The organism is Streptococcus sp. OMI750 (assembly GCF_047463895.1).
GTDB lineage: Bacteria > Bacillota > Bacilli > Lactobacillales > Streptococcaceae > Streptococcus.
On the sequence record NZ_JASHCZ010000005.1, the window covers coordinates 124,556 to 147,238 of the forward strand.

The window sequence follows — 22,683 nt, forward strand, 5'->3', positions numbered from 1 at the left end:
GATGGGTAAGCATTAGTCGAAGAGGAGCTGATAGCCTCTAGTGAAGAACAGATTGTGACAGTAGGAACAGTTCATTCAACTCCTCACGATGCTCCCCTTATCATCACCCCTACATGGATAGAAGAAAGGTTGGAGCCTCCAGATAAAGGTCAACCCGTTTCGGATGGATCTGAGCGCCTACTATAGCGGAAGAAAGAACTTTTCCAGATCAATATCGGATTGCGGAGGATATGGTGAAAGATAGAGAACGAGACTTTAATAAAGATTGGTATTTTAAATTAAATGCAGCTCCTGGTGCAGAAGGTCGCCAGGTGGATGTCAAAAACTGGAAAAAATTAGATGTACCACACGATTGGTCGATCTTCTTTGACTTCGATCACAACTCTCCGGCCCAAAATGAAGGGGGACAATTAAACGGTGGGGATGCTTGGTATCGCAAGACCTTCCGTTTGGATGATAAGGACCTGGATAAGAAGGTGCGTTTGGAATTTGGAGGAGTTTACATGGATTCGAAAGTCTATGTAAATGGGCAATTTGTTGGTCATTATCCAAATGGCTACAATGCTTTTTCTTATGATATTACTCCTTATTTGAATGCGGATGGAAGTGAAAACACCATCGCGGTTCATGTGGTCAACCAACAACCAAGTAGTCGTTGGTATTCTGGAAGTGGGATTTACCGTGATGTCAAACTCAGTGTGACGGATAAGGTCCATGTTGCTAAGTATGGGACCACCATCACGAGTCCAAAATTAGAAGAACAACAGAAGGGGGCAGTCGATACTCTTGTGAAGAGTCGTATTGTCAACCAAGATGATCAAGCCCACAGTATTTATGCAGAATACGAAATCGTCGATCAAAATGGTCAAGTGGTCAGTGAAAAGGTGCGCAGTGAAGTGCAATCCGTTTTGGCTGGTCAAGAGATCAACCTGTCTCATACCCTTCATGTTGAAAAACCGACCCTCTGGGATGTGAAGACCAATAACCCAGCCCTCTATACGCTGTATACGCGGGTCTATCGGGATTCGCAATTGGTCGATGTGCAAAAGGAACGCTTTGGTTATCGCTATCTGAACTGGACACCAGAAGGGGGCTTCTTCCTTAACGGAGCGGCTACGAAATTCCACGGTGTTTCCCTTCACCATGACCATGGGGCTCTCGGAGCTGAGGAAAATGACAAGGCTGAATACCGCCGCCTCAAACAGATGAAGGACATGGGAGTCAATGCCATCCGGACGACCCACAACCCAGCCAGTGAACAAACCTTGCGAATTGCGGCTGAGTTGGGCTTGATGGTCCAAGAAGAAGCTTTTGATACTTGGTATGGTGGTAAGAAGCAATACGATTACGGTCGATTCTTTGAAAAGGATGCAACGCATCCAGAAGCTCGAAAAGGGGATAAGTGGTCTGACTATGATCTTCGGACCATGGTAGAGCGAGGAAAGAACAATCCTTCTATTGTGATGTGGTCAATCGGTAACGAAGTCGGTGAAGCAGATGGATCTGATAAGTCTGTCGCAACCGTTCGTCGTCTTGTCAAGACCATCAAGGAAGTGGATGCAACTCGCTATGTCACCATGGGAGCTGACAAATTCCGCTTTGGTGATGGATCAGGAGGGCATGAAAAGGTAGCGGCAGAGCTCGATGCAGTTGGATTTAACTATTCAGAGGCCAACTATGAAAGCCTACGCGCTAAACACCCCAACTGGCTCATTTATGGTTCTGAAACCTCTTCTGCGACGCGGACACGAGGCTCTTACTACCACCCTGAAAGAGAATGGGTCGGAAGCAACCAAGAAGATCGCCACTATGAACAATCAGACTACGGCAATGACCGGGTTGGTTGGGGTCGGACAGCGACAGCCTCTTGGACCTTTGACCGTGATCATGCCGGCTATGCAGGTCAATTTATCTGGACAGGTACAGACTATATTGGTGAGCCAACACCATGGCACAACCAAAATGACACACCTGTGAAAAGTTCTTATTTCGGTATCGTGGATACTGCCGGCCTTCCGAAGAATGATTTTTACCTTTACCAAAGTCAATGGTTGTCAGCTGAGAAACATCCAATGGTCCATCTCTTACCACATTGGAACTGGGAAAATCCAGAATTAGCCAATCGTGTCATGGATGAAGAAGGTCGGATTCCTGTTCGTGCCTTCTCCAATGCCCACAGTGTGGAATTGATTGTCAATGGGGAATCACAAGGAGTGAAGACCTTTACCAAGAAGACCACAGCAGATGGCCGGACTTACCAAGAAGGGGCAAATCCGGATGAACTCTATCTAGAGTGGTTGGTTCCTTATGTGCCAGGTAAGGTGGAAGCTATTGCCCGCAACGAAGCAGGAGAAGTGATTGCCCGCGATCAGATTGAAACAGCTGGGAAGCCAGCCGGTGTTCGTCTGCTGAAAGAAGAACATGCTATTGCGGCAGACGGCAAGGATTTGACCTATATGACCTATGAAATCGTCGATGAAGCAGGTCGTGTCGTCCCAACTGCCAATAACTTGGTGCATTTCCATTTGCATGGCCAAGGCCAAATTGTCGGCGTCGACAACGGGGAACAAGCTAGCCGGGAACGCTACAAAGCACAGGAAGATGGCTCATGGCAACGTCGGGCCTTTAACGGCAAAGGGGTTGTGATTGTCAAATCGACTGAGCAAGCAGGTGCCTTTACCCTGTATGCAGACTCAGACCGCTTGCAGTCAGACCAAGTCAGCCTCTTTACTGGTAAGAAGAACCAGGAAGAACGCTCTGTCTTGGGAGTCGAACCGGTTCGAACTAAAGTGTACTTGGGACAAAATCCTGAACGTCCAAGTCGCGTATCTGTCGTCTATAGCGATGGCAAGGTCCAAGAAGAAGCCGTTGAATGGGATGCGGCAGACTATAGTCGTGCTGGTCAAGTTCGTGTGACCGGTCATGTTCAAGGGCGGACGGTCGAAGCTCTGGTCGATGTAATCGGTGTGGAGCAAGTCCTTCCAGTCATCAAACAAATCCCGCAGGGAGCAGATCTAGCGACAGTGGATAAGACTGTACAATTGGTCTTCACAGATGGCCGAACAGTTAGCTATGACGTTGATCAATGGACCTTGGAAGCTGGTCAAGAGGAGCAATTGTCTACACCAGGTGCTCGCTTGAAAGCTACAGGACTTCTAGGCAATGGGGAAACTTTCCAAGCGACACTGGTGGTTGCTGGTGGAACAGTCAGCAAGGCTAAGAAACCAACAGTACAGCTAGATGGGGTAGCCCTTCCAAAATTTGGCAGTGGCAACCATACTATTTTCCGTCCGCTGGCTTATGGTCAAGAGCCAGGTCAAGTCACAGCAAGTGCAGAAAATGCTGAAGTGACGGTCCTACAAGCTAATCTTGAAAATGGTTTGAGGACTCAAATATATGTGACTGCTAAGGATACCGGAGCTGTCCAGACCTATGTGGTCCAATTCCAAGAAGAAAGTCCACAGATCCAGCGCCTAGAATTGCGTCTGCCAGAAGGGCAAGAACTCAAGGAAGACCAAACGGTAATGCTTGATGTCACTGCTCATTACCAAGATGGCAGTTTGGCTAGCCTCCAAGCAGATCAAATCGATGTGGCAACAGTGGCCAGCAGTCAAGGAAAAGCGGTCGCAAGCAAGAAAGGTTTGGAACTACGGGAAGCAGGATTGGTTCATTTAGTAGCCAACTTCCAAGGACAAACGGGAGAAGTCAGCTTTACCATCACGCCAAATCCAGAAGAAAAGACAGTTGTCAAGGTACGTCCTGTACGGATTAGTACGGATCGAAACGTTTTGCCAGCTCTTCCAGAGACAGTCTTGGTTGAGTATGACAAGGGATTCCCTAAAGAAAAACGCGTGACCTGGGATGCTGTGACAGCAGATCAAGTCAAGGATTACCATAGCTTTACAGTTACAGGTCATGTAGAAGGTGTGGAAAAAGAAGCCCAAGCTCAAGTCACCGTTGAAGGCATTATCGCTGTAGAAGAAGTCAGCACCACAACTCCAGTCGGTGAAAAACCAGCACTTCCAGAAAGCGTGCGGACTTATCATTCCAATGGCAAGACCTATGTAGCCAAGGTAGTATGGGATGCGGTCGATCCGCAACTCTTAGCCCAAGAAGGAGAAGTTGTCCTCTCCGGTCGTGTAGAAGGAACCAACCTTCCAACCCGTCTCCATATCCGTGTTTCCGCAAACACAGTCAAGGGAGCAAACGTAGCAGAACAATGGACAGGCTCAGTCTTGCCACTTGCTTTTGCAAGTGACTCTAACGATGCGGATCCAGTTGCTAAGGTCAATGACAAGGTGATTTCCTTTACCGATGCTCCAGCTAACCGTTGGACCAACTGGGGCCGTGACAATGCGGAAGATTCTGTTGGGATCTTGTTTGGGGACTCTGGTATCTTGACCAAACGTGCAGTGGACAACCTCCATGTCGGTTTCCACGAAGTCCACGGCGTTGGGGCTCCAAGTGAGTATGTGATTGAGTACTATACAGGGGAACAAATCCCAACAGTTCCAAGCAATCCAAATCGGGTTAAAGACGAAACAGACCACCCATTTAACAACCCAGCCAACTGGAAAGAAGTCAGCAACCTAACCGTTGAAGAACCGGTAGCAGCTGGTAAGATGAATCATTTCAGTTTTGATAAAGTCGACACTTATGCTGTTCGTATCCGTATGAAGACGCCAGAAGGCAAGCGTGGAAGCTCTATTTCAGAGATTCAGGTATTTGCCAATAAGGTTGCGGCAGAAGAAAAGAGCCAGGTGACCATTCGTGTCAACGGTGAAGTTTTACCAGGAGTTAATCCAAGTGTGACCGATTACTACATCGATGCGCTTGATCGGGCTTATCCACAAGTGGAAGCAACAGCTAGCCATCACGGTCTTGCAACAGTTGTGCCAAGCGTCCATGAAGGTGAGCCGATCCGCGTCGTCCACAAAGCAGAAGATGGAACCATCTTACAAGAATACCGCCTCCATCTCACAAGTGATGATGAACTGTAGCAACAGTATAGGCTACTTGAAGATACAGACAATCAATCGCTTATCTTTGGGCTTTTTGTTCAACAAATCACTAAGAATAGTGAGAGCCACCGGCGATTAAACTGAGATATGATAAACAGCAAAGAGAGGAGGAGAGCACTGTGAAAGAGCACCAAGAAAAATCAGAATATTCCTCACCCGTAACGAGTGAGAAAGAAAACTGCGTAGTTAGCCAGGGGACAGAAGCCACCCAACCAGCAACTTCTCCAGATGAGGAGCCTGAGATTGCAGACTATGGTCCGCTTCCAAGCAAGGCTCAAATGCAATACCACCGCGAAGAACTAGCAGCTTTCATTCATTTTGGGATGAATACCTACTACGATCGTGAGTGGGGAGATGGGCAAGAAGATCCTTATGATTTCTATCCAGAGCATCTGGATACCGATCAGTGGATCAAAACCCTGAAAGAGGCGGGGTTCAAACGGACCATCATGGTCGTCAAGCACCACGATGGCTTCCTCTTGTACCCATCCAAATACACTGACCATACCATTGCTAAAAGCGGTTGGAAGGAAGGGAAAGGCGATATCCTAGCCGAGGTTTCTGCTTCTGCCAGCAAGTATGACATGGATATGGGGGTCTATCTCTCCCCTTGGGATGCTCACAGCCCACTCTACCATGTGGATACAGAGGACCAATACAACGAATACTACCTCAACCAGCTCAAAGAAATCCTTGAAGATCCAAAATATGGCAACAAGGGCAAGTTCGTGGAAGTCTGGATGGATGGAGCGCGTGGCGATGGGGCTCAAAAAGTCACTTATACCTTTGATAAGTGGTTTGATGCCATTCGTAAGGCCCAAGGAGATATCGCCATCTTCTCAGCTGAGCCAACCAATGTTCGTTGGATCGGAAATGAAAAGGGAATTGCTGGAGATCCAGTTTGGCATAAGGTCAATCCGGATAAGATTCGCAACAATCCATCCAATAGTTACCTCAATCACGGGGATCCGGAAGGGAAGCAATACTCAGTGGGAGAAGCGGATGTTTCTATTCGCTCCGGCTGGTTCTACCATGACAACCAAGAGCCTAAGTCCTTGCACGAATTGATGGACATTTACTTCAAATCGGTCGGCCGTGGCACCCCACTTTTGCTCAATATCCCACCCAACCAAGATGGGAAATTTGCGGATGCCGATGTGGCCCGTTTGAAAGAATTCCGCCAGACCCTGGACCAACTCTACAGCGTGGACTATGCGGCGGGCGCTTTGGTAGAAGCTGACTCGACACGTCGCAATGCTCATTACTCAGCCAGCTATTTGACGGATGGAGATGAGAAGACCAGTTGGGCACCTGCCGATGATGCCAAGACCGGATCTTTTGTCCTCGATCTTGGAAAAGAGCAATATTTTGATGTGGTAGAGCTCAAAGAAACCATCGAGAAAGGCCAACGGATTTCCGGTTTCACCATCGATGTAGCGGTGAATGGGCAATGGGTTCCTTTTGGGGCTGGGTCAACCGTTGGATACCGCCGTTTGATCAAAGGGCAACCAGTTGATAGCCGCTACCTCCGGGTGTCCATCACCGATGCCCAAGCCACTCCAATCTTGAACGGCGTCTCTGTCTATAAGACGCCAGCTAGCATTGAAGAAACGGATGGCTATCCGCTTGGTTTGGCCTATCATTCTGACCGGACTGCTGATCGTGCCAATAGCCAATGGAATGAAGATGGAGAAGGCGTTCGAGGCACCTCAATGTGGACCAAGGAAAAGGGAGCTTCGGTGACCTATCAGTTTGAAGGCACCAAGGCCTATGTCGTCGCAACCGTAGACCCTGGTCATGGGGAAATGGATGTCTATGTCGATGGACAAAAACTAGAGATGGTTAATACCCAAAGTCCAACCCGCAAACGCAGCCAAAAGGTTTATGAAACACCGGATTTGAAAGCAGGAGCCCATACTTTGACCTTGGTCAATAGCAAGGGAGATGCGATCGCAACGGAAGGGATTTATGCCCTCAATAACCAAGAAAAGGGTCTCTTTGAGTTTGCTCAGCCAACCCTAGCCGTTAAGAAAGGCGACCCAGCGCAAGTCGTCGTCAAGAGAAAAGGTGGCTCTAAAGGAAGTGCCAGTCTTAAATTGATCACAGAACCAGGAACAGGGGTTCATGGCAAGGTTTATAAAGATACCAATGTCACTCTCGAGTTTGCAGATGGAGAGACCGAAAAAACAGTCCAAGTCCCAACCCTTGATTTTGCAGGCAAGGCGACAGATGTTTATGACTTTAAGGTCAAATTGTTGCATCCGGATCAAGGAAGTCTGGTCGGCTTTATTCCAGAGCTGACAGTCCAAGTGATGAGAGAAATTGTTAGACAGCCGGAAAGGAAAGAAGCTTAACCAGTATTCAAAGAAGGACTCTATGAATTTGGTGAGAAATTCTTACTTCAGGCTGTTGAGATGGAGTCGCGAAATTCGCTTATCAGAAAGAGTAGTCTATTCTTGACATAAGAGGTTAGTTCTTACTAGCCTCTTTTATTTTGCCTTCTTAAGAGATTCCTATTTCCATAGAGTCTTTGCTTTATTTACAGCCGTAAAAATTGTATAATAGTCAAATAAGGTCAATGATGGGAAGGAACACTCCAAGGCCATTTTTTATGGGCCAAAGAGTAGAGCATCCATCTAGAAAAAAAGCCAGAAAGGAGCATCATGGCAAATAAGAACACATCTGATAGCATTGAAGCTTATATCAAGGCCTTGCTGGCTCAAGCTGGCATGGCAGAACTAAAAAGAAGTGAGTTGGCAGATGTCTTTCAGGTCGTACCCAGTCAGATTAACTATGTCATTAAGACCCGCTTTACCGAAAGCCGAGGCTATATTGTAGAGAGCAAACGCGGTGGTGGCGGTTATATCCGCATTGGCAAGGTCCAGTTTTCAGATCACCATCAGATGCTTCAAGACCTGGCGGCCAATATTGGAGAGACCATCAGCCAGCAGGTTTTCAATGATATTCTAGAGATGCTCTTTGAAGAGAAATTATTGACAAAACGTGAAACGCAGCTCTTGCTTGCAACGACTTCTGATGAGGTTTTGGGTCAGGATGCCCCAAATCTGCGAGCAAACATGCTGAAAAAAATCATTCAACAAGTAGATAGAAAAGGAAATACCGACTAGATGAACTATTCAACAGCACTGTTAGAAAGTATAGAAGCGGCCCAAATACTAGCAGGTCACTATCAGGGGGATACTTTGGACACTTGGCATCTCTTGACAGCTATGGCCAATAATCCCTATAGCATAGCAGGTTCTGTGCTCAGCGATTACCCCATGCAGATCGACGAATTTCAGGATGCAGCTGAGCATATTACAGGTCAAGTGTTTCAAAATGACAATCGGTATGAAATCTTCCCGTTTTCTTATCGGATGGAAGCGATGATGAAACACGCGACGGAGATTGCGCAAGTCCTTCATGCCAAAACTTTGGGGACAGAGCACGTGCTCCTCTCTCTTCTATCAGATCGTGGGACCTTGGCTAGCCAGGTCATGGAGTTTGCAGGTTTTGCCTTTACGGAGCAAGATAAGGGTGTTCCCATTGCTTCCCTTCGCAAGAATTTAGAAGACAAAGCAGGCTGGGACAAAAATGACATCAAAGCTATCCGGAGCCTCTACCGGGCTCAAAATCCTAACCGCCAAACCATGGGAAATATGATGGGCATGCCCCCAAGCACAAGTGGAGGACTCGAGGATTATACCCGTGATTTGACAGAAATGGCTCGTTCAGGACAGCTTGAGCCTGTGATTGGCCGCGATGCAGAGATTTCGCGCATGATCCAAATCCTTAGCCGCAAGACCAAGAACAATCCTGTTCTAGTAGGAGAAGCTGGGGTCGGAAAAACAGCCCTGGCATTGGGGTTGGCCCAGCGGGTAGCTAGTGGCAATGTTCCAGCTGAAATCGCGCAAATGCGTGTCCTGGAGTTGGATCTTATGAATGTGGTGGCAGGGACGCGCTTCCGTGGGGACTTTGAAGAGCGGATGAACAATATTATCCAGGATATCGAAGAAGACGGTCACGTCATTCTCTTTATCGATGAACTGCATACCATTATGGGGTCAGGATCCGGCATTGATTCGACTTTAGACGCAGCCAACATCCTAAAACCGGCTCTAGCCCGTGGAACCTTGCGCACAGTCGGAGCAACGACACAAGATGAGTACCAAAAGCATATCGAAAAAGACGCGGCCCTCTCTCGTCGCTTTGCGAAAGTTACCATTGAAGAACCAAGTGTTGCAGACAGCATTCAGATTCTCCAAGGCTTAAAAGAGACCTACCAAGACCACCATCATGTGACCATTAGCGATGAAGCGATCGAAACAGCTGTCAAATATGCCCACCGCTATTTGACCAGTCGTCAATTGCCAGATTCAGCTATTGACCTCTTGGATGAAGCGGCGGCTACCGTTCAAAATCGTGATTCAAATGGTCACGTTAAAGAAGAGTTAACCGCCTTGGACCGCGCTTTGATGGAAGGAAAGTGGAAGAAAGCAGCCCAGCTTTTACAAGTTGAGGCGGCTCCGATTGTTTACAAGAAAGAAGTCACCGATCAAGATGTCTTGCTGACCTTGAGCCAATTATCGGGTATTCCCACTCAAAAGCTAACCCAAACCGATGCCAAGAAGTACCTAAACTTAGAAACAGAATTGCACAAGCGCGTGATTGGCCAAGACCAAGCGGTTTCTAGTATCAGTCGGGCGATTCGACGCAATCAATCAGGTATCCGTAGCAATAAACGTCCCATCGGTTCCTTCATGTTCTTAGGGCCTACCGGTGTCGGAAAAACCGAGCTCGCAAAGGCCCTTGCAGAAGTCCTCTTTGATGACGAGTCTGCTTTGATCCGCTTTGACATGAGTGAGTACATGGAAAAATTCGCGGCCAGTCGTCTCAATGGTGCACCTCCAGGCTATGTGGGCTACGAAGAAGGGGGAGAGTTGACGGAGAAAGTCCGCAACAAACCGTATTCTGTCCTCTTGTTTGATGAGTTAGAAAAAGCCCATCCTGACATTTTCAATGTCCTTTTACAGGTCTTGGATGATGGTGTCTTAACCGATAGCAAGGGCCGAAAGATCGACTTCTCCAATACCATTATCATCATGACCTCAAACCTGGGAGCGACAGCCCTTCGAGATGATAAGACCGTTGGCTTTGGTGCCAAAGATATCCGCTTTGATCAAGCTAATATGGAAAAACGCATGTTTGAAGAGTTGAAGAAGACTTATCGTCCAGAGTTTATCAACCGGATTGATGAAAAGGTGGTCTTCCATAGCCTGTCAAGCGAAGACATGCAGCAGGTGGTGAAAGTCATGGTTAAACCGCTTATTTCAACCTTGGCAGAACAAGGCATGACCCTTAAATTCCAGCCTTCAGCGCTTAAATGGCTTGCAAGCAAAGGCTATGATCCAGAAATGGGAGCTCGTCCACTTCGTCGCGTCTTGCAGACTGAAGTGGAAGATCAGTTAGCAGAGCTATTGCTGAAAGGACAAGTCCAAGAAGGGCAAACCATCAAGGTTGGAACGACAGGTGGCGCTATCAAGTTTGAGATTGTCTAGAAAACCTACTTTATTCATGAAAGCTTGTAAATGGCAGATACGGAAAATTAATAAACAGCTCTTATATAGAAGTTGAGGTCTTTGGCCTTGACTTCTTTTTGTATGAGTTAGGGAGGAGCATCTGTTTTAAAACTACTTTCACATTTGAAAAAATAGGTGAGACCCTATTGACAGGCAGATATAACAGTGTTACAATGATGTTACAAAATATTACAAATGTTACAAAAGAGGTTCGGTTATGAAAAATAAAAAGATTGTTTCCTTAGCAGCAATGGCCCTTGTAGCGAGTCTTTTCCTAGGAGCTTGTGGAGGTTCTAAAGAAGAAAAGACAAGTGAAGCTAGCAGCTCAAAGACCAGTCAAGTCAAACAAACAAGTTCTTCTTCTTCCAAGAAAAAAGTGATCACTAGTAAAGATCCGATTGCCACTTCATCTTCTGCTAGTAAATCAGAAGAAAGTCAAACCATTGGTAGCAAAAATAACCAAGCTGCAGCTAGTCAAACACCTGCTCCCGCTAGAGAAACAACGCCAGTAGCTCCCTCAGCTCCAGTGACAAAAGAAACAAAGGAAGTAGCCACTCCAGCTAAACCAGCTAAAGAGAAACTTCCAAGTCTAGAAGAAGGTCATGCACAGGCTAAGAAACAAGCATCTACCACTGAAAATGCTCAGTACAAGGGAGTCTATTCTGTAGCAGCAGGTGATTTTTCTGCGGCAGCTGGGAACTGGTCTGACAAACGGGACACTGGGGTCACTATTGGCCAAGGTGGTCAAGTGACCATCCAACTTCCTGGTGGTCAACCCGTAACTTACGGTATTAGTGGCTATAACTATACCTTGGATGATGGTCATTACCATGCCAATCTCTCAGCAGGCGATGGTTCTGCAGCGACTCTTGATATTGTGGTTGGAAAGGATGGTTCTGTATCAAGCGTGACTGTCCTCAAAGACGGTGTCAGCCACGCCCTCACCCGTGAATAAATTCTGGAAGATCTGAAAGGTCGGTTGGGCCTCTTCAGATCTTTTTTCATCATTTAAAGAAAAATATATTTTTTTATAAAAAACTATTGACAGATAGAAAATATAGTATATAATAAAAACATAAAGAAAATCTATTTATAAAAAATTATAAAAAGGAGCTAGTATGAAGAAAGAAAGAATCGCTGTTGTATTTGGAACCTTTGCTCCTCTTCATCAAGGACATATTGATCTCATTCAACGAGCGAAACGCCAATGTGATCGCGTTCGCGTAGTTGTGTCTGGTTATGAAGGGGATCGAGGCGAAGAAGTGGGCTTGACCTTACAGAAACGCTTCCGTTATATCCGTGAGGCTTTCTCAAATGATGAATTGACCCAAGTCTATAAACTAGATGAAACAGAGCTTCCACGTTATCCGCTGGGTTGGGAACCTTGGTTACAAACAGCTCTAGAAACCATTCAATATCAAACAGAGGCAGAGGAGTTGATCTTTTATGTGGGAGAGCAGGCCTACAAGGAAGAGCTGGAAGCCAGAGGGTTTGAAGTTCATTTACAGGAACGCCGCTTTGGGATATCAGCGACCATGATTCGGGAAAATCCAAGCAAATACTGGAAGTACATTGCCCAACCCTTCCGTCGCCAGTTTACAAAAAAGGTTTTGATCATGGGGAGCGCTAGCAACGGGAAAACGACTCTTGCCAAGGACTTGGCTCGCTTTTACGACGCGCCGGTTAGTCTAGAGTATGCGCGTGAATACCAGATCAAGAACAATGTTCGGGATGATGAGCTCACGCCCAAAGATTACTATTACCTACTATTAGGTCAGTACGATCAAACCTCTAAACTCATTGATAGTAGTGCCAATCGAGGCCTTGTCATCGCGGACACCAATTCCCTGGTAACCAAAGGCTACTACGACTACTATATGGAAGTCGAAGGACAGGATGCCGGCATGAACGATACCTTCGATAATCTTTTCGTCAGCATTCTGGCCAAGGAAAAATGGGATCTGATCCTCTTTGTTCAGCCTATTGGTTCTTATGTCAATGATGGTTTCCGAGACATGAGCATGGCCGATGAAGAGATCCGCACCAGTTTTTCTAACTACCTAGATCAATTGCGCCAGCAATACCTAGGAAACATTCCGACAACTTTCCTCGCCTCAGACTATCTTGGCAACTACGAAGAAGCCAAGAACGTTATTGATGCCATCTACCAAGCCGACTAAGGAGCAACTTATGAATAACCTAATGAACAACCTATCTAAAAAATTCTCAACCTTTATCCAAGACTTTAGAAATGTCCACAAAGAAGCGAAAAAACAAGGCTTTGTCAACATTATGAAACTCCTATGGAAGGATCTTTTCATGGGACGGACAGCCTTTCAATGGATTTATCTTCTTCTTCTTTCCAGCGTCCCCTTTTTATTAGAGTTTATGACTCAAATACAATCTTTTATCAAACTTCTTTTTCTTTTTCTTTCTGATGGTACTTTTTCTATAGATTGGACAAATTTTATAGGACAACATGATTGGCTGGGACTGTTCGCCTCTTGGACAGGCATTGTCTGTGTTATCCTGGTTGCAGAAGGGCGTGCCAGTAACTACCTCTTTGGGGCAGTGAATTCAGCGATTTACCTCGTTTTAGCCCTCAATAAAAACTTCTATGGGGAAGTCCTTACAACTCTTTATTTCTTTATTATGCAACCGATCGGTCTCTATGTCTGGCTCTCCAATCGGATTAATGATCAAGGCAAGGCGGAAGAATCTCACTTTGAAGCCAAGAAATTGACCTTGATCGAGTGGATGCGCTACTTGGCCTTGAGTGCCGTGATCTGGATTGGTATGGGCTTCGCTTATCAGAGTATCCATAGTGCTCGTCCTTTCCGGGATAGTATCACCGATGCGACCAATGGAGTTGGCCAGCTCCTCATGACCCGCCTTTACCGGGAGCAATGGATCTTCTGGATTGCGACCAACGTCTTTAGTATCTATCTCTGGTGGGATCAGAGTATTCAAATTCAAGGGATGTACTGGGTTTACACGCTGAATAGCCTAGTGGGCTGGTACCAATGGACCAAAGCCCTCAAGAAGGAGGTGGCCTAAATGACCAGTCTCTTAATTCCAGCAGGAATGACGGAGAAGGAGTATTTCGAGACAGTTGCTAGTGAAGAGGACTTTCTCAAGTGGTACAAGGAACAAGACCTACCGACTTATGAAACCCCAAGTGTCACAGCCGATATGGTGGCCTACTGTTTTGTTGAAGGCAAGATCAAGCTTTTAGCTATTCGACGCAAGGCCCATCCTTATCAACACCGTCTAGCTTTAGTGGGTGGCTTTGTGAACAAGGATGAAGATGCGACCCATGCCTGCATCCGAGAGGTCAAAGAAGAAGTCGGGCTTGATCTCACTGTAAACAAGGTGGAGCAGCTCTTGACTGTTTCTACCCCTGGCCGTGACCCTAGGGGCTGGGTCATTACCATCGCCCATTTGGTCTATCTGCCGGCAGAAGCAGTGGAGCTGGCCCATGCAGGTGACGATGCCAAGGAAGTTGTTTTTCTAGACGTCGATTTTAAAAAGTCCCAGTGCTTGCTAGAGGGAGAGGCTTTAACTGCTTCTGATTTTGCCTTTGACCACTATCAAATCATTCAAGAATCGATCAAGCGGATTCAAGGACGTCTGGACTGGAATCCAACCTTCCTTCATCTGTTAGAGGAGCCCTTTACCGTCTATGAAGCAACGGAATTGGTCAATCTGATCAATCCGGGACGTCCGATGGTTAGCAATAACTTCCTCGTGAAGTTCGGAGAATTCGTAGAAGAAGTGGGCGTCAAGCGGGTTCCTAAGAAAAAACCACGGAAGACCTATCGCTTAAAAGACTAGGTCGAGCGAGGTCTATTCCACCAGTCCTCAGTTACATTTCGTAGCTGAGGGCTTTTTTTAGCAAGAAATACTATACTATGGTCAAATATATACGACATTAATTTAATAGGAGCAAATATGAACCGTGTAAAAGAATTCCGCAAGAGATTGGGGATTTCCCAGCTTGAGCTTGCTAAGGATATCGGTGTCTCGAGGCAAACCATCAACATGATTGAAAACGACAAGTACAATCCGACCCTGGAACTCTGTCTCAATCTCGCCCGTAGCCTCCAAGCGGACCTCAATAGTCTCTTTTGGGAAGATGATTTTTAACAAAAAGGAAAAAGAAAATGAAACAAGAAACCTTTACTGAAAAACTGATTAAACGCACATACGGCATTTCAGGACCACTTGATGAACACAAGCGACGCGAGGCAGATCTCATTGGAAATAAAGTTTTTATGGTCCTCTTTTACCTAATGATATTTGGCAATCTCATTCCCTTTGTCCTTGCTTATAAATATCCTCAAATTGTCGCTATTGGCTATCCTCTTGTGGTGTTTTGCATTGCGATGCTGTCTGCTTTCTATGTGGTCTCCCAAACCAAGAAAACGGGCATCACAGCCATTGACCCTGAAATGTTGAGCCAAAAAGAAAGCAAACAGTTACGCTATCCTGGCATCAAAGCTGGTCTGCTCTATGGAGTTTTCATGTTCTTTGGAATACCACTTCTCAATGTCTTAACGGATAATAGCAAGAACTATCTTATCTCTCTTTTCAATCTAGGTCATTTTATATCAATCCTTTTCGCAGCCTTCTTTTTCGGCTTGGTGATGCAAATGAGTGTCTCATTTCGCATTCGAAAAGCCAAGGAAGATCAAGACGACAATTAGGAGGAAACTTATGAAATCACTAGTAACGTTACTTACCTATCATCTTTTATTCAGTTCTCTCCTTACCTTCATCATCATTTCAGGAAACTTGCCGCTCTATGATATAGTCCTCGTTCTAGTCTTTCTTCCAGCACTCAATAAAGGATTGACTTATCTAAAGATAGACTCCCAAAAAACGCGCATACTTAACTTAGCATTATGCTTTATGATTATATCCTTACCACAGCTGAAAGCCGTTTCAAGCAATTGGAACTATTATTTACTTTTCACTATCGCTATCCTTTCTTCTATCACTTATCTTTATTATCTCTATCAATTCGTAAAAGAAACAAAGTAACATCGTTCATTTAGAAGAAATTATCCATGCAAAAGAAGATTTAACAACTCGCTTACTTCGAAATTTCTTTCATCTGTCAATTTCATAATAAAAACACCCCCAAAGCTAGATGTTTTGAGTCTAACTTTGGGGGTGTAGTTCATATAAGGTCCTATTTTTATGCTTTTAATTGTAAGAGTTCTTCAATCTCTGCTAGGGTGCTAGCTTGCGAGATGGCTCCGCGTAGTTTGGCAGCGCCAGATGTTCCACGGAGGTAGTGAGGGGCTAAGCCACGGAATTCGCGGACGGCAATGTGCTCGCCCTTGAGATCAATCAAGCGTTTCAGATGCTCATAAGCAATCTTCATCTTGTCTTCGAAGGTTAAATCAGGCAGGATTTCGCCTGTTTCAAAGTAATGATTGATTTGATTGAAAAGGTAAGGATTGCCCATAGCGGCACGGCCAATCATGACCGCGTCGGCACCGACTTCTTCGATGCGTTGTTTCGCTTCTTGAACCGTACGGATGTCTCCGTTTGCAATAAATGGAATCTTGGTCAGAGCTTGCGCAACCTTGTGAAGGGTCTCGAGGTCAGCGTGACCAGTGTACATTTGCTCCCGAGTCCTTCCGTGCATAGCAAGGGCAGAGACACCTGCGGCTTCAGCTGCGAGGGCATTCTCCACTGCTAGAGAAGGGTCTGACCAACCTGTCCGCATTTTAACAGTGAGGGGGATATCAAGGACGGATTGGACCTTGTTGATAATGGAATAAATCTTATCAGGATCCTTGAGCCACATTGCACCGGCCTCGTTTTTCACGATTTTATTCACTGGGCAGCCCATGTTGATATCGACGATATCGGTCTTGGTATTTTCTTGGATAAATTCAGCTGCTCGTGCTAAGCTATCTTCGTCGCTACCAAAGAGCTGGATCGATACAGGATTTTCTCCTTCATCGATATGGAGCATATGCAGGGTCTTTTCGTTATTGTATTGGATCCCTTTGTCAGAGACCATTTCCATGACCACAAGCCCTGCTCCGAGTTCTTTCGCAATGGTCCGGAAAGCTGAATTGGTCACTCCAGCCATGGGGGCTAGGACCGTCCGGTTTGGGATCTCGACGTTCCCAATCATAAAAGGTGTATTAAGATTTGTCACGAATGAGTTCCTCCAAGTCGTTTTCATCAAAGTGATAAGCTGTCTGACAGAATTGGCAAACAATTTCTGCTCCCTGGTCTTCGTCCTTCATTTCTTGAAGGTCTTTGACTGGCAAGCTAGCCAGGGCATCCATGAAGCGTTCCTTGCTACAGTCGCATTGGAAACGAAGTTCTTCTTCAGAGAGACGTTTGTATGGCTCTTCGCCATAGATGGCAGCAAGAAGGGCTTCAATATGGTCGTCAGAGGCCAAAAGGCTAGAAATGGACGGCATTTCTTGGATCCGTTTTTCGAAGCGGGCAATTTCTTCTTCCTTGGCATTTGGCAAGACCTGGACCAAGAAACCACCCGCAACCTTGACCTTGTCTTCTTCATCAAGTAGGACATTGAGTCCAACCGCAGATGGGGTTTGTTGGCTTTCAGTCAAGTAATAAGCCAGGTCTTCACCGATTTCTCCAGTGACCAGGGGCGTCATGGAGTGGTAAGGATTGCCTGTGCCATAGTCGGTAATCACTAAGAATTCCCCATTTCCGACGAATGGTCCGACCACAACTTCACCGGTCGCTGTTTTCTTGATATCCACACCAGGATTTTGCACATAGCCTTTGACGTTTCCTTGTGTATCTGCCACAGTGATAATAGCACCCAGTGAGCTAGTACCAAGGATTTTCACCGTTATCTTGGTGTTTCCCTTTTCATTGGCAGCGAGAATTTGACTTGCGATCAGGGTCCGACCGAGGGCCACTGTTGAGCTTGCTTGTGTCTGATGGTATTCTTGGGCTGCTCGCACGGTCTCTGTACTGTCTAGTACAAAGGCGCGGAAGGAGCCACTTTCTGAGATAGTTTTAATAATTTTGTCCATAGCTTCTATTTTAGCATAAAAAAGGGAAAGAGGTGAAGGGAGTAACTTGATTTATTTAGACGGTGAAGGGATAAAATCTTTCAGGGGAAAGCTTCGCTTAGAAACTGAATAGAATAGGATCTGTTTTAGGAAGTAAAGAAGGCAAAAGACGAACGATCATTTTTTAATATTGGAAATGCAGGTCAAAAGATGGATGTTCGGAAAATGAGAAGCAGATTTTAAGGGTAAAAAACTAAGCAAAGAAATAGCTGACCTTGAAAAAAATAAGGAAATTTCTTATAATAGGGTGTAAGACAAACTTGCAGGTGAGACTCCTGCCCCTAGTTTGAAGAAAGGCATAGATAGGGAACTATCTATGGTATATGAAAAAGAATTATGACATCAGTTGTTGTAGTAGGAACCCAATGGGGTGATGAAGGAAAAGGGAAGATTACAGACTTCCTATCAGCCAATGCAGAAGTCATTGCTCGCTATCAAGGTGGGGACAATGCTGGTCACACTATCGTGATTGACGGCAAAAAGTTCAAGTTGCACTTGATTCCTTCAGGTATCTTCTTCCCTGAAAAGATCTCTGTCATCGGAAACGGCGTGGTGGTCAACCCTAAATCATTGGTCAAAGAGTTGGCTTATCTCCATGAAGAAGGAGTATCAACGGACAGCCTTCGCATCTCTGACCGTGCCCATGTCATCCTTCCTTACCATATCGAATTGGACCGTCTCCAAGAAGAGTCTAAAGGCGACAACAAAATCGGAACGACCATCAAAGGGATTGGACCAGCCTACATGGACAAGGCTGCGCGTGTGGGAATCCGGATCGCGGACCTTTTGGACCGCGACGTCTTTGCGGAACGTCTTCGTATCAACTTGGAAGAAAAGAACCGTCAATTTACCAAACTCTATGATGCAGAGGCTCTTTCATTTGATGATATCTTTGAAGAATACTATGAATATGGTCAACAAATCAAGCAATATGTAACCGATACTTCCGTCATCTTGAACGATGCTTTGGATAACGGCAAGCGCGTGCTCTTTGAAGGAGCCCAAGGGGTTATGTTGGATATCGACCAAGGAACCTATCCATTTGTAACCTCTTCAAACCCAGTCGCAGGTGGGGTGACGATTGGTTCAGGTGTTGGTCCAAGCAAGATTGACAAGGTAGTTGGTGTCTGCAAGGCCTATACGAGCCGTGTCGGTGATGGACCGTTCCCAACAGAGCTTTTTGATGAAGTGGGCGAACGCATTCGCGAAGTGGGTCATGAATACGGTACAACGACTGGCCGTCCGCGTCGGGTGGGCTGGTTTGACTCCGTTGTGATGCGCCACAGTCGCCGCGTATCAGGAATTACCAATCTTTCGCTGAACTCCATTGACGTTTTGAGTGGTCTGGATACAGTCAAAATCTGTGTAGCCTACGACTTGGATGGGGAGCGAATCGACCATTACCCAGCAAGTCTGGAGCAGCTCAAGCGCTGCAAGCCAATCTATGAAGAATTGCCAGGCTGGTCAGAAGACATCACTGGTGTCCGCAGTCTAGAAGACCTGCCAGAAAATGCCCGCAATTATGTTCGCCGTGTCAGCGAACTGGTTGGAGTCCGCATTTCGACCTTCTCAGTTGGACCAGGTCGCGAGCAAACCAATATCTTGGAAAGTGTTTGGTCAAGTTTATAAGCAAGTGAAGACAAGAGAGTGGGACAGAAATCGGTCATTCGTTAGAATTCGATTTCGTTGTCCCACCTCCGCACAGTTGAGTAGGGCTGTAAAAGCTGATGAAATCAGTGTAGTAGAGCCCACTCAACCACTGCGTCTTGCACAACAATCCAAAAATAATTGAGAGGCTAGGACTTTTGTCCCAGCCTCTTTTTGAAAGCAGAAAGAGGAAAAAATGTATCAAACAATTTTATATGACCTAGACGGCACCTTGACCAATTCAGAACTAGGGATTACCAACTCAGTGGCCTATGCCTTAGGAAAATATGGGATTCAAGTGCCAGACAAGAAGGCATTGAGGGTTTTCATCGGTCCGCCCTTGCAGGATTCTTTTGAGCGCTTTTATGGATTTTCTAAGGAAGAATGTTTAAAGGCCATTGACTACTATCATGAGTATTTTTCCGAAAAAGGCCTTTATGAAAATGAGGTCTATCCAGGTATCCCTGACTTGCTGGCTTCTCTCAAGCAGGCTGGCAAACAGTTGATTGTAGCTACGTCAAAACCTGAAGAATTTTCCATTCAAATTCTCAAGCATTTTGGTTTGTATGACTATTTTGACTTTGTAGCCGGCGCGACCATGGACAGAAAACGTAGTAAAAAAAGCGATGTTATACAGTATGCCTTAGAGCAAAATCAGATTACAGATTTGGCGCATACCATCATGATTGGAGACAGGGAGCACGATGTGCTGGGCGCTCAAGCGCAAAAGCTTGATTCTATCGGCGTCCTTTATGGCTTTGGTAGCAGGGAAGAATTGGAAGAAGCTGGCGCCACCTATATTGCCCAAGAAGTTGGCGAAATTGCAGCTTTTATAGGATAACCTTTTCCAAAATATTAAAAGTTGGAACTTTTCTAATCTGCTGAATATTGCTTGATTTAACATTTCTATCGGTGTATACTTACTGTAGGTTAAGTCACACAGATTAAGAGGTGATAATATGAATTTGTCACGATATATATTAAAATATAGTACTGATGATGGTACGTTGTATTTTAATACTAAAACCAATCATTCATTTTTTCTTACGAATGAATTGAATAGAGTAGTCGACAGCAATGATGTGATTATGTAAAAGTGTGAAGGAAAAAATTCGTAAAAATTTAGCACTTTTCGCTTTGTCAAAATCTTATAATGACATTTTAGATGTGGACTAGAAAGGAAGATATCATGAAGGTTAAAGTGAATAACAAATTCGATGACAAAATGAATGCTAAACCTAGAGTATTTAACTATAATTGTGATTGTAAATAATCACGATTTTAAATAAATTAGAGAAGAGGGTTGTGCTAGCCCTCTATTTTGATGGATGATAATTATGAGAAATATTTATAAGTACATTGATAAGAAGTATCTTTTTCCTATTTTTTTAGGGCGTATTGTGAATAGTGGTTTGGTGTTGGCGCAACCTCTGATTTTAACGAAGGCCTTGAAGTTAGATCAAGACGGCCTTTCTTATGGAAAAATTCTCAATTTTGTTTTATTTGGTTTGTCTGTCTATCTTGTTATTTATAGTCTGATGCTGTTTTCAAACTATTCGCACAATATATTCCGAAGAGAAATCAACAAAAGTGTCCGTGCCCTTTTATTTAAGAAAGTCATATTGAATCCTAAATTTTCCAATGATGAAAAAGTTAGTCTGCTAACTCAAGATATGGAATATGTGGGCGATAATTATTTGGAAAATATAAATGTTATGGTGAGTTGGGGATTTGTCGCCCTTGTTACAGCCATTTATATTGTTTCACAAAATTTTCTCTTAGGACTTATTTTTGTCATTTTTACGATTATGAGACCTATTCCTCAGTTCATCATGAATCGTCGTTTACAAGATTCAGGAGGTCAGCGTGTCAGATTAGAGTTGGCTCGTTTTCTCTTACGCGAGAAGGATATTTTATTAGCGGACGAAGTGACATCAGCTTTGGACGAAAAAAATAGTCGTCTGGTTAGAGACCTAATCTTTTCTTTGCCGATCACGGTACTAGAAATAGCCCATCATATTGATGAAGAAGAGCGCTATGACCAAATCCTTGAGTTACGTAAAGGATGAGCGATGCCACAATAGTTGGTTCTGCGACAAAGCGGATAGTAGTAAGCCAGCAATTTGTCAGATATTTTTGAGATTCTAAGTGGTGATATTTCCAAAATCATCAATACTCAGAGAACTTAAGCTTTATTTAAGATAGGCCAGCTATACTAGAAGCATAAACAAAGACCTCCTAACTTTGTTTAAACCTCCTAAACTTTTTCATAATAATCTCCCATAAGAGTCGCCCAATCGGCGGCTTTTTTTGTGAGTCGTAAGCTGCCTATGGTATAATGAACAAAGAAACTAAAAGGAAGAAGGAAGAGATGGACTACACGATAGAGGAAAAAGCGATGTTTATGAGGGAAGCCCTGAAGGAGGCGGAGATTGCCCTCGCCAATGATGAAATACCGATTGGCTGTGTCTTGGTCAAGGATGGTCAGATTATCGGGCGTGGACATAATGCGCGTGAGGAGCTGCAGCGGGCGGTCATGCATGCGGAAATCATGGCGATCGAGGAGGCCAATCAGCGTGAAAATAGCTGGCGCCTGCTGGATACGACGCTTTTTGTCACGATTGAGCCCTGTGTCATGTGTAGTGGTGCCATTGGTCTAGCTCGGATTCCCCAGGTGATTTACGGGGCGACCAATCAGAAGTTCGGTGGAGCAGGTAGTCTCTACGACATTTTGGCAGATGAACGCCTCAATCACCGAGTCGAAGTAGAAACAGGAATCTTGGAAGCAGAATGTGCAGCCATCATGCAGACCTTCTTCCGCCAAGGTCGAGAACGAAAAAAACAAGCCAAACTCGCAGCCAAGGCCGAAACACAAGAATAAAAACCGGACCTTTGCAAATCGAACAATTTATGATATAATACCTATCGGAGCAACAGTTCTGCGTGAAGCGGGTCAGGGGAGGAATCCAGCAGCCCTAAGCGAAGTGAACTGTGTGCTCTTTTTCTATAGCTCTTAGTGAGGTAAGCCTGTAAGGCGCAACCGAACTTAGAGATATTGATCCTGAGGAGCGAAGCGACGTGAGGGCTATAGCGTAACATGAAATTAGCCTATAAGGCGCAACCGAGCTTAGAGATATTGATCCTGAGGAGCGAAGCGACGTGAGGGCTATAGCGTAACATGAAATTAGCCTGTAAGGCGCAACCGAACATAGAGATATTGATCCTGAGGAGCAAAGCGACGTGAGGGCTATAGCGTAACATGAAATTAGCCTGTAAGGCGTAACCAAACTTAGAGATATTGATCCTGAGGAGTGAAGCGACGTGAGGGCTATCACTCACTATAGTCATCTTGAAATTCAT

16 protein-coding genes, 1 other RNA gene and 1 pseudogene are annotated in these 22,683 nt (G+C 45.2%); 16 read left to right on the forward strand and 2 right to left on the reverse strand.

Annotation, left to right across the window (positions count from 1 at the left end; genetic code table 11):
• Positions 1-90 precede the first annotated feature (90 nt).
• The 11 genes and pseudogenes from QM830_RS09325 to QM830_RS09375 form a co-directional block, all read left to right on the forward strand.
• Positions 91-4,994 (forward strand): annotated as a pseudogene (locus QM830_RS09325) (Ig-like domain-containing protein); the annotation flags it as partial.
• Between the two features lie 146 nt (positions 4,995-5,140).
• Positions 5,141-7,375 carry an alpha-L-fucosidase gene (locus QM830_RS09330; protein ID WP_414326657.1) on the forward strand — a complete coding sequence of 745 codons (2,235 nt, stop codon included), beginning with the start codon at positions 5,141-5,143 and terminating at the stop codon, positions 7,373-7,375.
• 309 nt (positions 7,376-7,684) lie between these two features.
• Positions 7,685-8,149: a CtsR family transcriptional regulator gene (locus tag QM830_RS09335; protein WP_414326659.1), complete on the forward strand. Its 465-nt coding sequence runs from the start codon at positions 7,685-7,687 to the stop codon at positions 8,147-8,149.
• Positions 8,150-10,579: an ATP-dependent Clp protease ATP-binding subunit gene (locus tag QM830_RS09340; protein WP_414326660.1), complete on the forward strand. Its 2,430-nt coding sequence runs from the start codon at positions 8,150-8,152 to the stop codon at positions 10,577-10,579.
• 238 nt (positions 10,580-10,817) lie between these two features.
• Positions 10,818-11,555, forward strand: a complete 738-nt coding sequence (locus QM830_RS09345) for a hypothetical protein (protein WP_009731826.1) — start codon at positions 10,818-10,820, stop codon at positions 11,553-11,555.
• A 163-nt stretch (positions 11,556-11,718) separates the two neighbouring features.
• Entirely contained in the window at positions 11,719-12,780 is a 1,062-nt protein-coding gene (locus QM830_RS09350; protein WP_009731825.1) for an AAA family ATPase, read from the forward strand.
• Positions 12,781-12,802: 22 nt separating this feature from the next.
• On the forward strand, positions 12,803-13,657 hold the full coding sequence (pnuC, locus tag QM830_RS09355; protein ID WP_414326682.1) for a nicotinamide riboside transporter PnuC: 855 nt from the start codon (positions 12,803-12,805) through the stop codon (positions 13,655-13,657).
• Positions 13,658-14,434 carry an NUDIX domain-containing protein gene (locus QM830_RS09360; protein ID WP_414326663.1) on the forward strand — a complete coding sequence of 259 codons (777 nt, stop codon included), beginning with the start codon at positions 13,658-13,660 and terminating at the stop codon, positions 14,432-14,434.
• Positions 14,435-14,551: 117 nt separating this feature from the next.
• Positions 14,552-14,746 carry a helix-turn-helix transcriptional regulator gene (locus tag QM830_RS09365; RefSeq protein ID WP_414326665.1) on the forward strand — a complete coding sequence of 65 codons (195 nt, stop codon included), beginning with the start codon at positions 14,552-14,554 and terminating at the stop codon, positions 14,744-14,746.
• 17 nt (positions 14,747-14,763) lie between these two features.
• Complete coding sequence (locus QM830_RS09370) at positions 14,764-15,306, forward strand: DUF3278 domain-containing protein (RefSeq protein ID WP_414326667.1); 543 nt, start codon at positions 14,764-14,766, stop codon at positions 15,304-15,306.
• Positions 15,307-15,316: 10 nt separating this feature from the next.
• The gene (locus tag QM830_RS09375; protein ID WP_414326669.1) at positions 15,317-15,643 is read left to right on the forward strand and encodes a hypothetical protein; all 327 of its coding nucleotides are present in this window, start codon (positions 15,317-15,319) and stop codon (positions 15,641-15,643) included.
• Positions 15,644-15,800: 157 nt separating this feature from the next.
• On the opposite strand, the gene dusB is transcribed toward QM830_RS09375, so the two are convergent.
• Together dusB and hslO are read right to left on the reverse strand one after the other, a co-directional pair.
• The gene (gene dusB / locus QM830_RS09380; RefSeq protein ID WP_009731818.1) at positions 15,801-16,778 is read right to left on the reverse strand and encodes a tRNA dihydrouridine synthase DusB; all 978 of its coding nucleotides are present in this window, start codon (positions 16,776-16,778) and stop codon (positions 15,801-15,803) included.
• On the reverse strand, positions 16,765-17,637 hold the full coding sequence (gene hslO / locus QM830_RS09385; protein ID WP_414326671.1) for an Hsp33 family molecular chaperone HslO: 873 nt from the start codon (positions 17,635-17,637) through the stop codon (positions 16,765-16,767). Before hslO ends, dusB begins: the two co-directional genes overlap by 14 nt.
• A 375-nt stretch (positions 17,638-18,012) precedes the next feature.
• Between hslO and QM830_RS09390 the strand changes: the two genes are divergently transcribed.
• The 5 genes from QM830_RS09390 to ffs all read left to right on the forward strand — a co-directional run bounded on the left by QM830_RS09390 (position 18,013) and on the right by ffs (position 22,338).
• Entirely contained in the window at positions 18,013-19,305 is a 1,293-nt protein-coding gene (locus QM830_RS09390; RefSeq protein ID WP_371496713.1) for an adenylosuccinate synthase, read from the forward strand.
• A gap of 214 nt (positions 19,306-19,519) precedes the next feature.
• Positions 19,520-20,164 carry an HAD family hydrolase gene (locus QM830_RS09395; protein ID WP_414326673.1) on the forward strand — a complete coding sequence of 215 codons (645 nt, stop codon included), beginning with the start codon at positions 19,520-19,522 and terminating at the stop codon, positions 20,162-20,164.
• Positions 20,165-20,660: 496 nt separating this feature from the next.
• Positions 20,661-21,392, forward strand: coding sequence for a hypothetical protein (locus tag QM830_RS09400; protein ID WP_414326675.1), 732 nt, complete (start codon positions 20,661-20,663; stop codon positions 21,390-21,392).
• A 302-nt stretch (positions 21,393-21,694) separates the two neighbouring features.
• The gene (tadA, locus tag QM830_RS09405) at positions 21,695-22,204 is read left to right on the forward strand and encodes a tRNA adenosine(34) deaminase TadA (protein WP_003016809.1); all 510 of its coding nucleotides are present in this window, start codon (positions 21,695-21,697) and stop codon (positions 22,202-22,204) included.
• A 39-nt stretch (positions 22,205-22,243) separates the two neighbouring features.
• Positions 22,244-22,338: signal recognition particle sRNA small type (ffs, locus tag QM830_RS09410), an RNA gene on the forward strand.
• Positions 22,339-22,683 lie beyond the last annotated feature (345 nt).

What these genes read in the sequence shown, in the direction of transcription:
- QM830_RS09335 (WP_414326659.1), top strand. Translation starts at nt 7,685, where the DNA reads ATGGCAAATAAGAACACATCTGATAGCATTGAAGCTTATATCAAGGCC.
- QM830_RS09340 (WP_414326660.1), top strand. Translation starts at nt 8,150, where the DNA reads ATGAACTATTCAACAGCACTGTTAGAAAGTATAGAAGCGGCCCAAATA.
- QM830_RS09345 (WP_009731826.1), top strand. Translation starts at nt 10,818, where the DNA reads ATGAAAAATAAAAAGATTGTTTCCTTAGCAGCAATGGCCCTTGTAGCG.
- QM830_RS09350 (WP_009731825.1), top strand. Translation starts at nt 11,719, where the DNA reads ATGAAGAAAGAAAGAATCGCTGTTGTATTTGGAACCTTTGCTCCTCTT.
- pnuC (WP_414326682.1), top strand. Translation starts at nt 12,803, where the DNA reads ATGAACAACCTATCTAAAAAATTCTCAACCTTTATCCAAGACTTTAGA.
- QM830_RS09360 (WP_414326663.1), top strand. Translation starts at nt 13,658, where the DNA reads ATGACCAGTCTCTTAATTCCAGCAGGAATGACGGAGAAGGAGTATTTC.
- QM830_RS09365 (WP_414326665.1), top strand. Translation starts at nt 14,552, where the DNA reads ATGAACCGTGTAAAAGAATTCCGCAAGAGATTGGGGATTTCCCAGCTT.
- QM830_RS09370 (WP_414326667.1), top strand. Translation starts at nt 14,764, where the DNA reads ATGAAACAAGAAACCTTTACTGAAAAACTGATTAAACGCACATACGGC.
- QM830_RS09375 (WP_414326669.1), top strand. Translation starts at nt 15,317, where the DNA reads ATGAAATCACTAGTAACGTTACTTACCTATCATCTTTTATTCAGTTCT.
- hslO (WP_414326671.1), bottom strand. Translation starts at nt 17,637, where the DNA reads ATGGACAAAATTATTAAAACTATCTCAGAAAGTGGCTCCTTCCGCGCC.
- QM830_RS09390 (WP_371496713.1), top strand. Translation starts at nt 18,013, where the DNA reads ATGACATCAGTTGTTGTAGTAGGAACCCAATGGGGTGATGAAGGAAAA.
- QM830_RS09395 (WP_414326673.1), top strand. Translation starts at nt 19,520, where the DNA reads ATGTATCAAACAATTTTATATGACCTAGACGGCACCTTGACCAATTCA.
- QM830_RS09400 (WP_414326675.1), top strand. Translation starts at nt 20,661, where the DNA reads ATGAGAAATATTTATAAGTACATTGATAAGAAGTATCTTTTTCCTATT.
- tadA (WP_003016809.1), top strand. Translation starts at nt 21,695, where the DNA reads ATGGACTACACGATAGAGGAAAAAGCGATGTTTATGAGGGAAGCCCTG.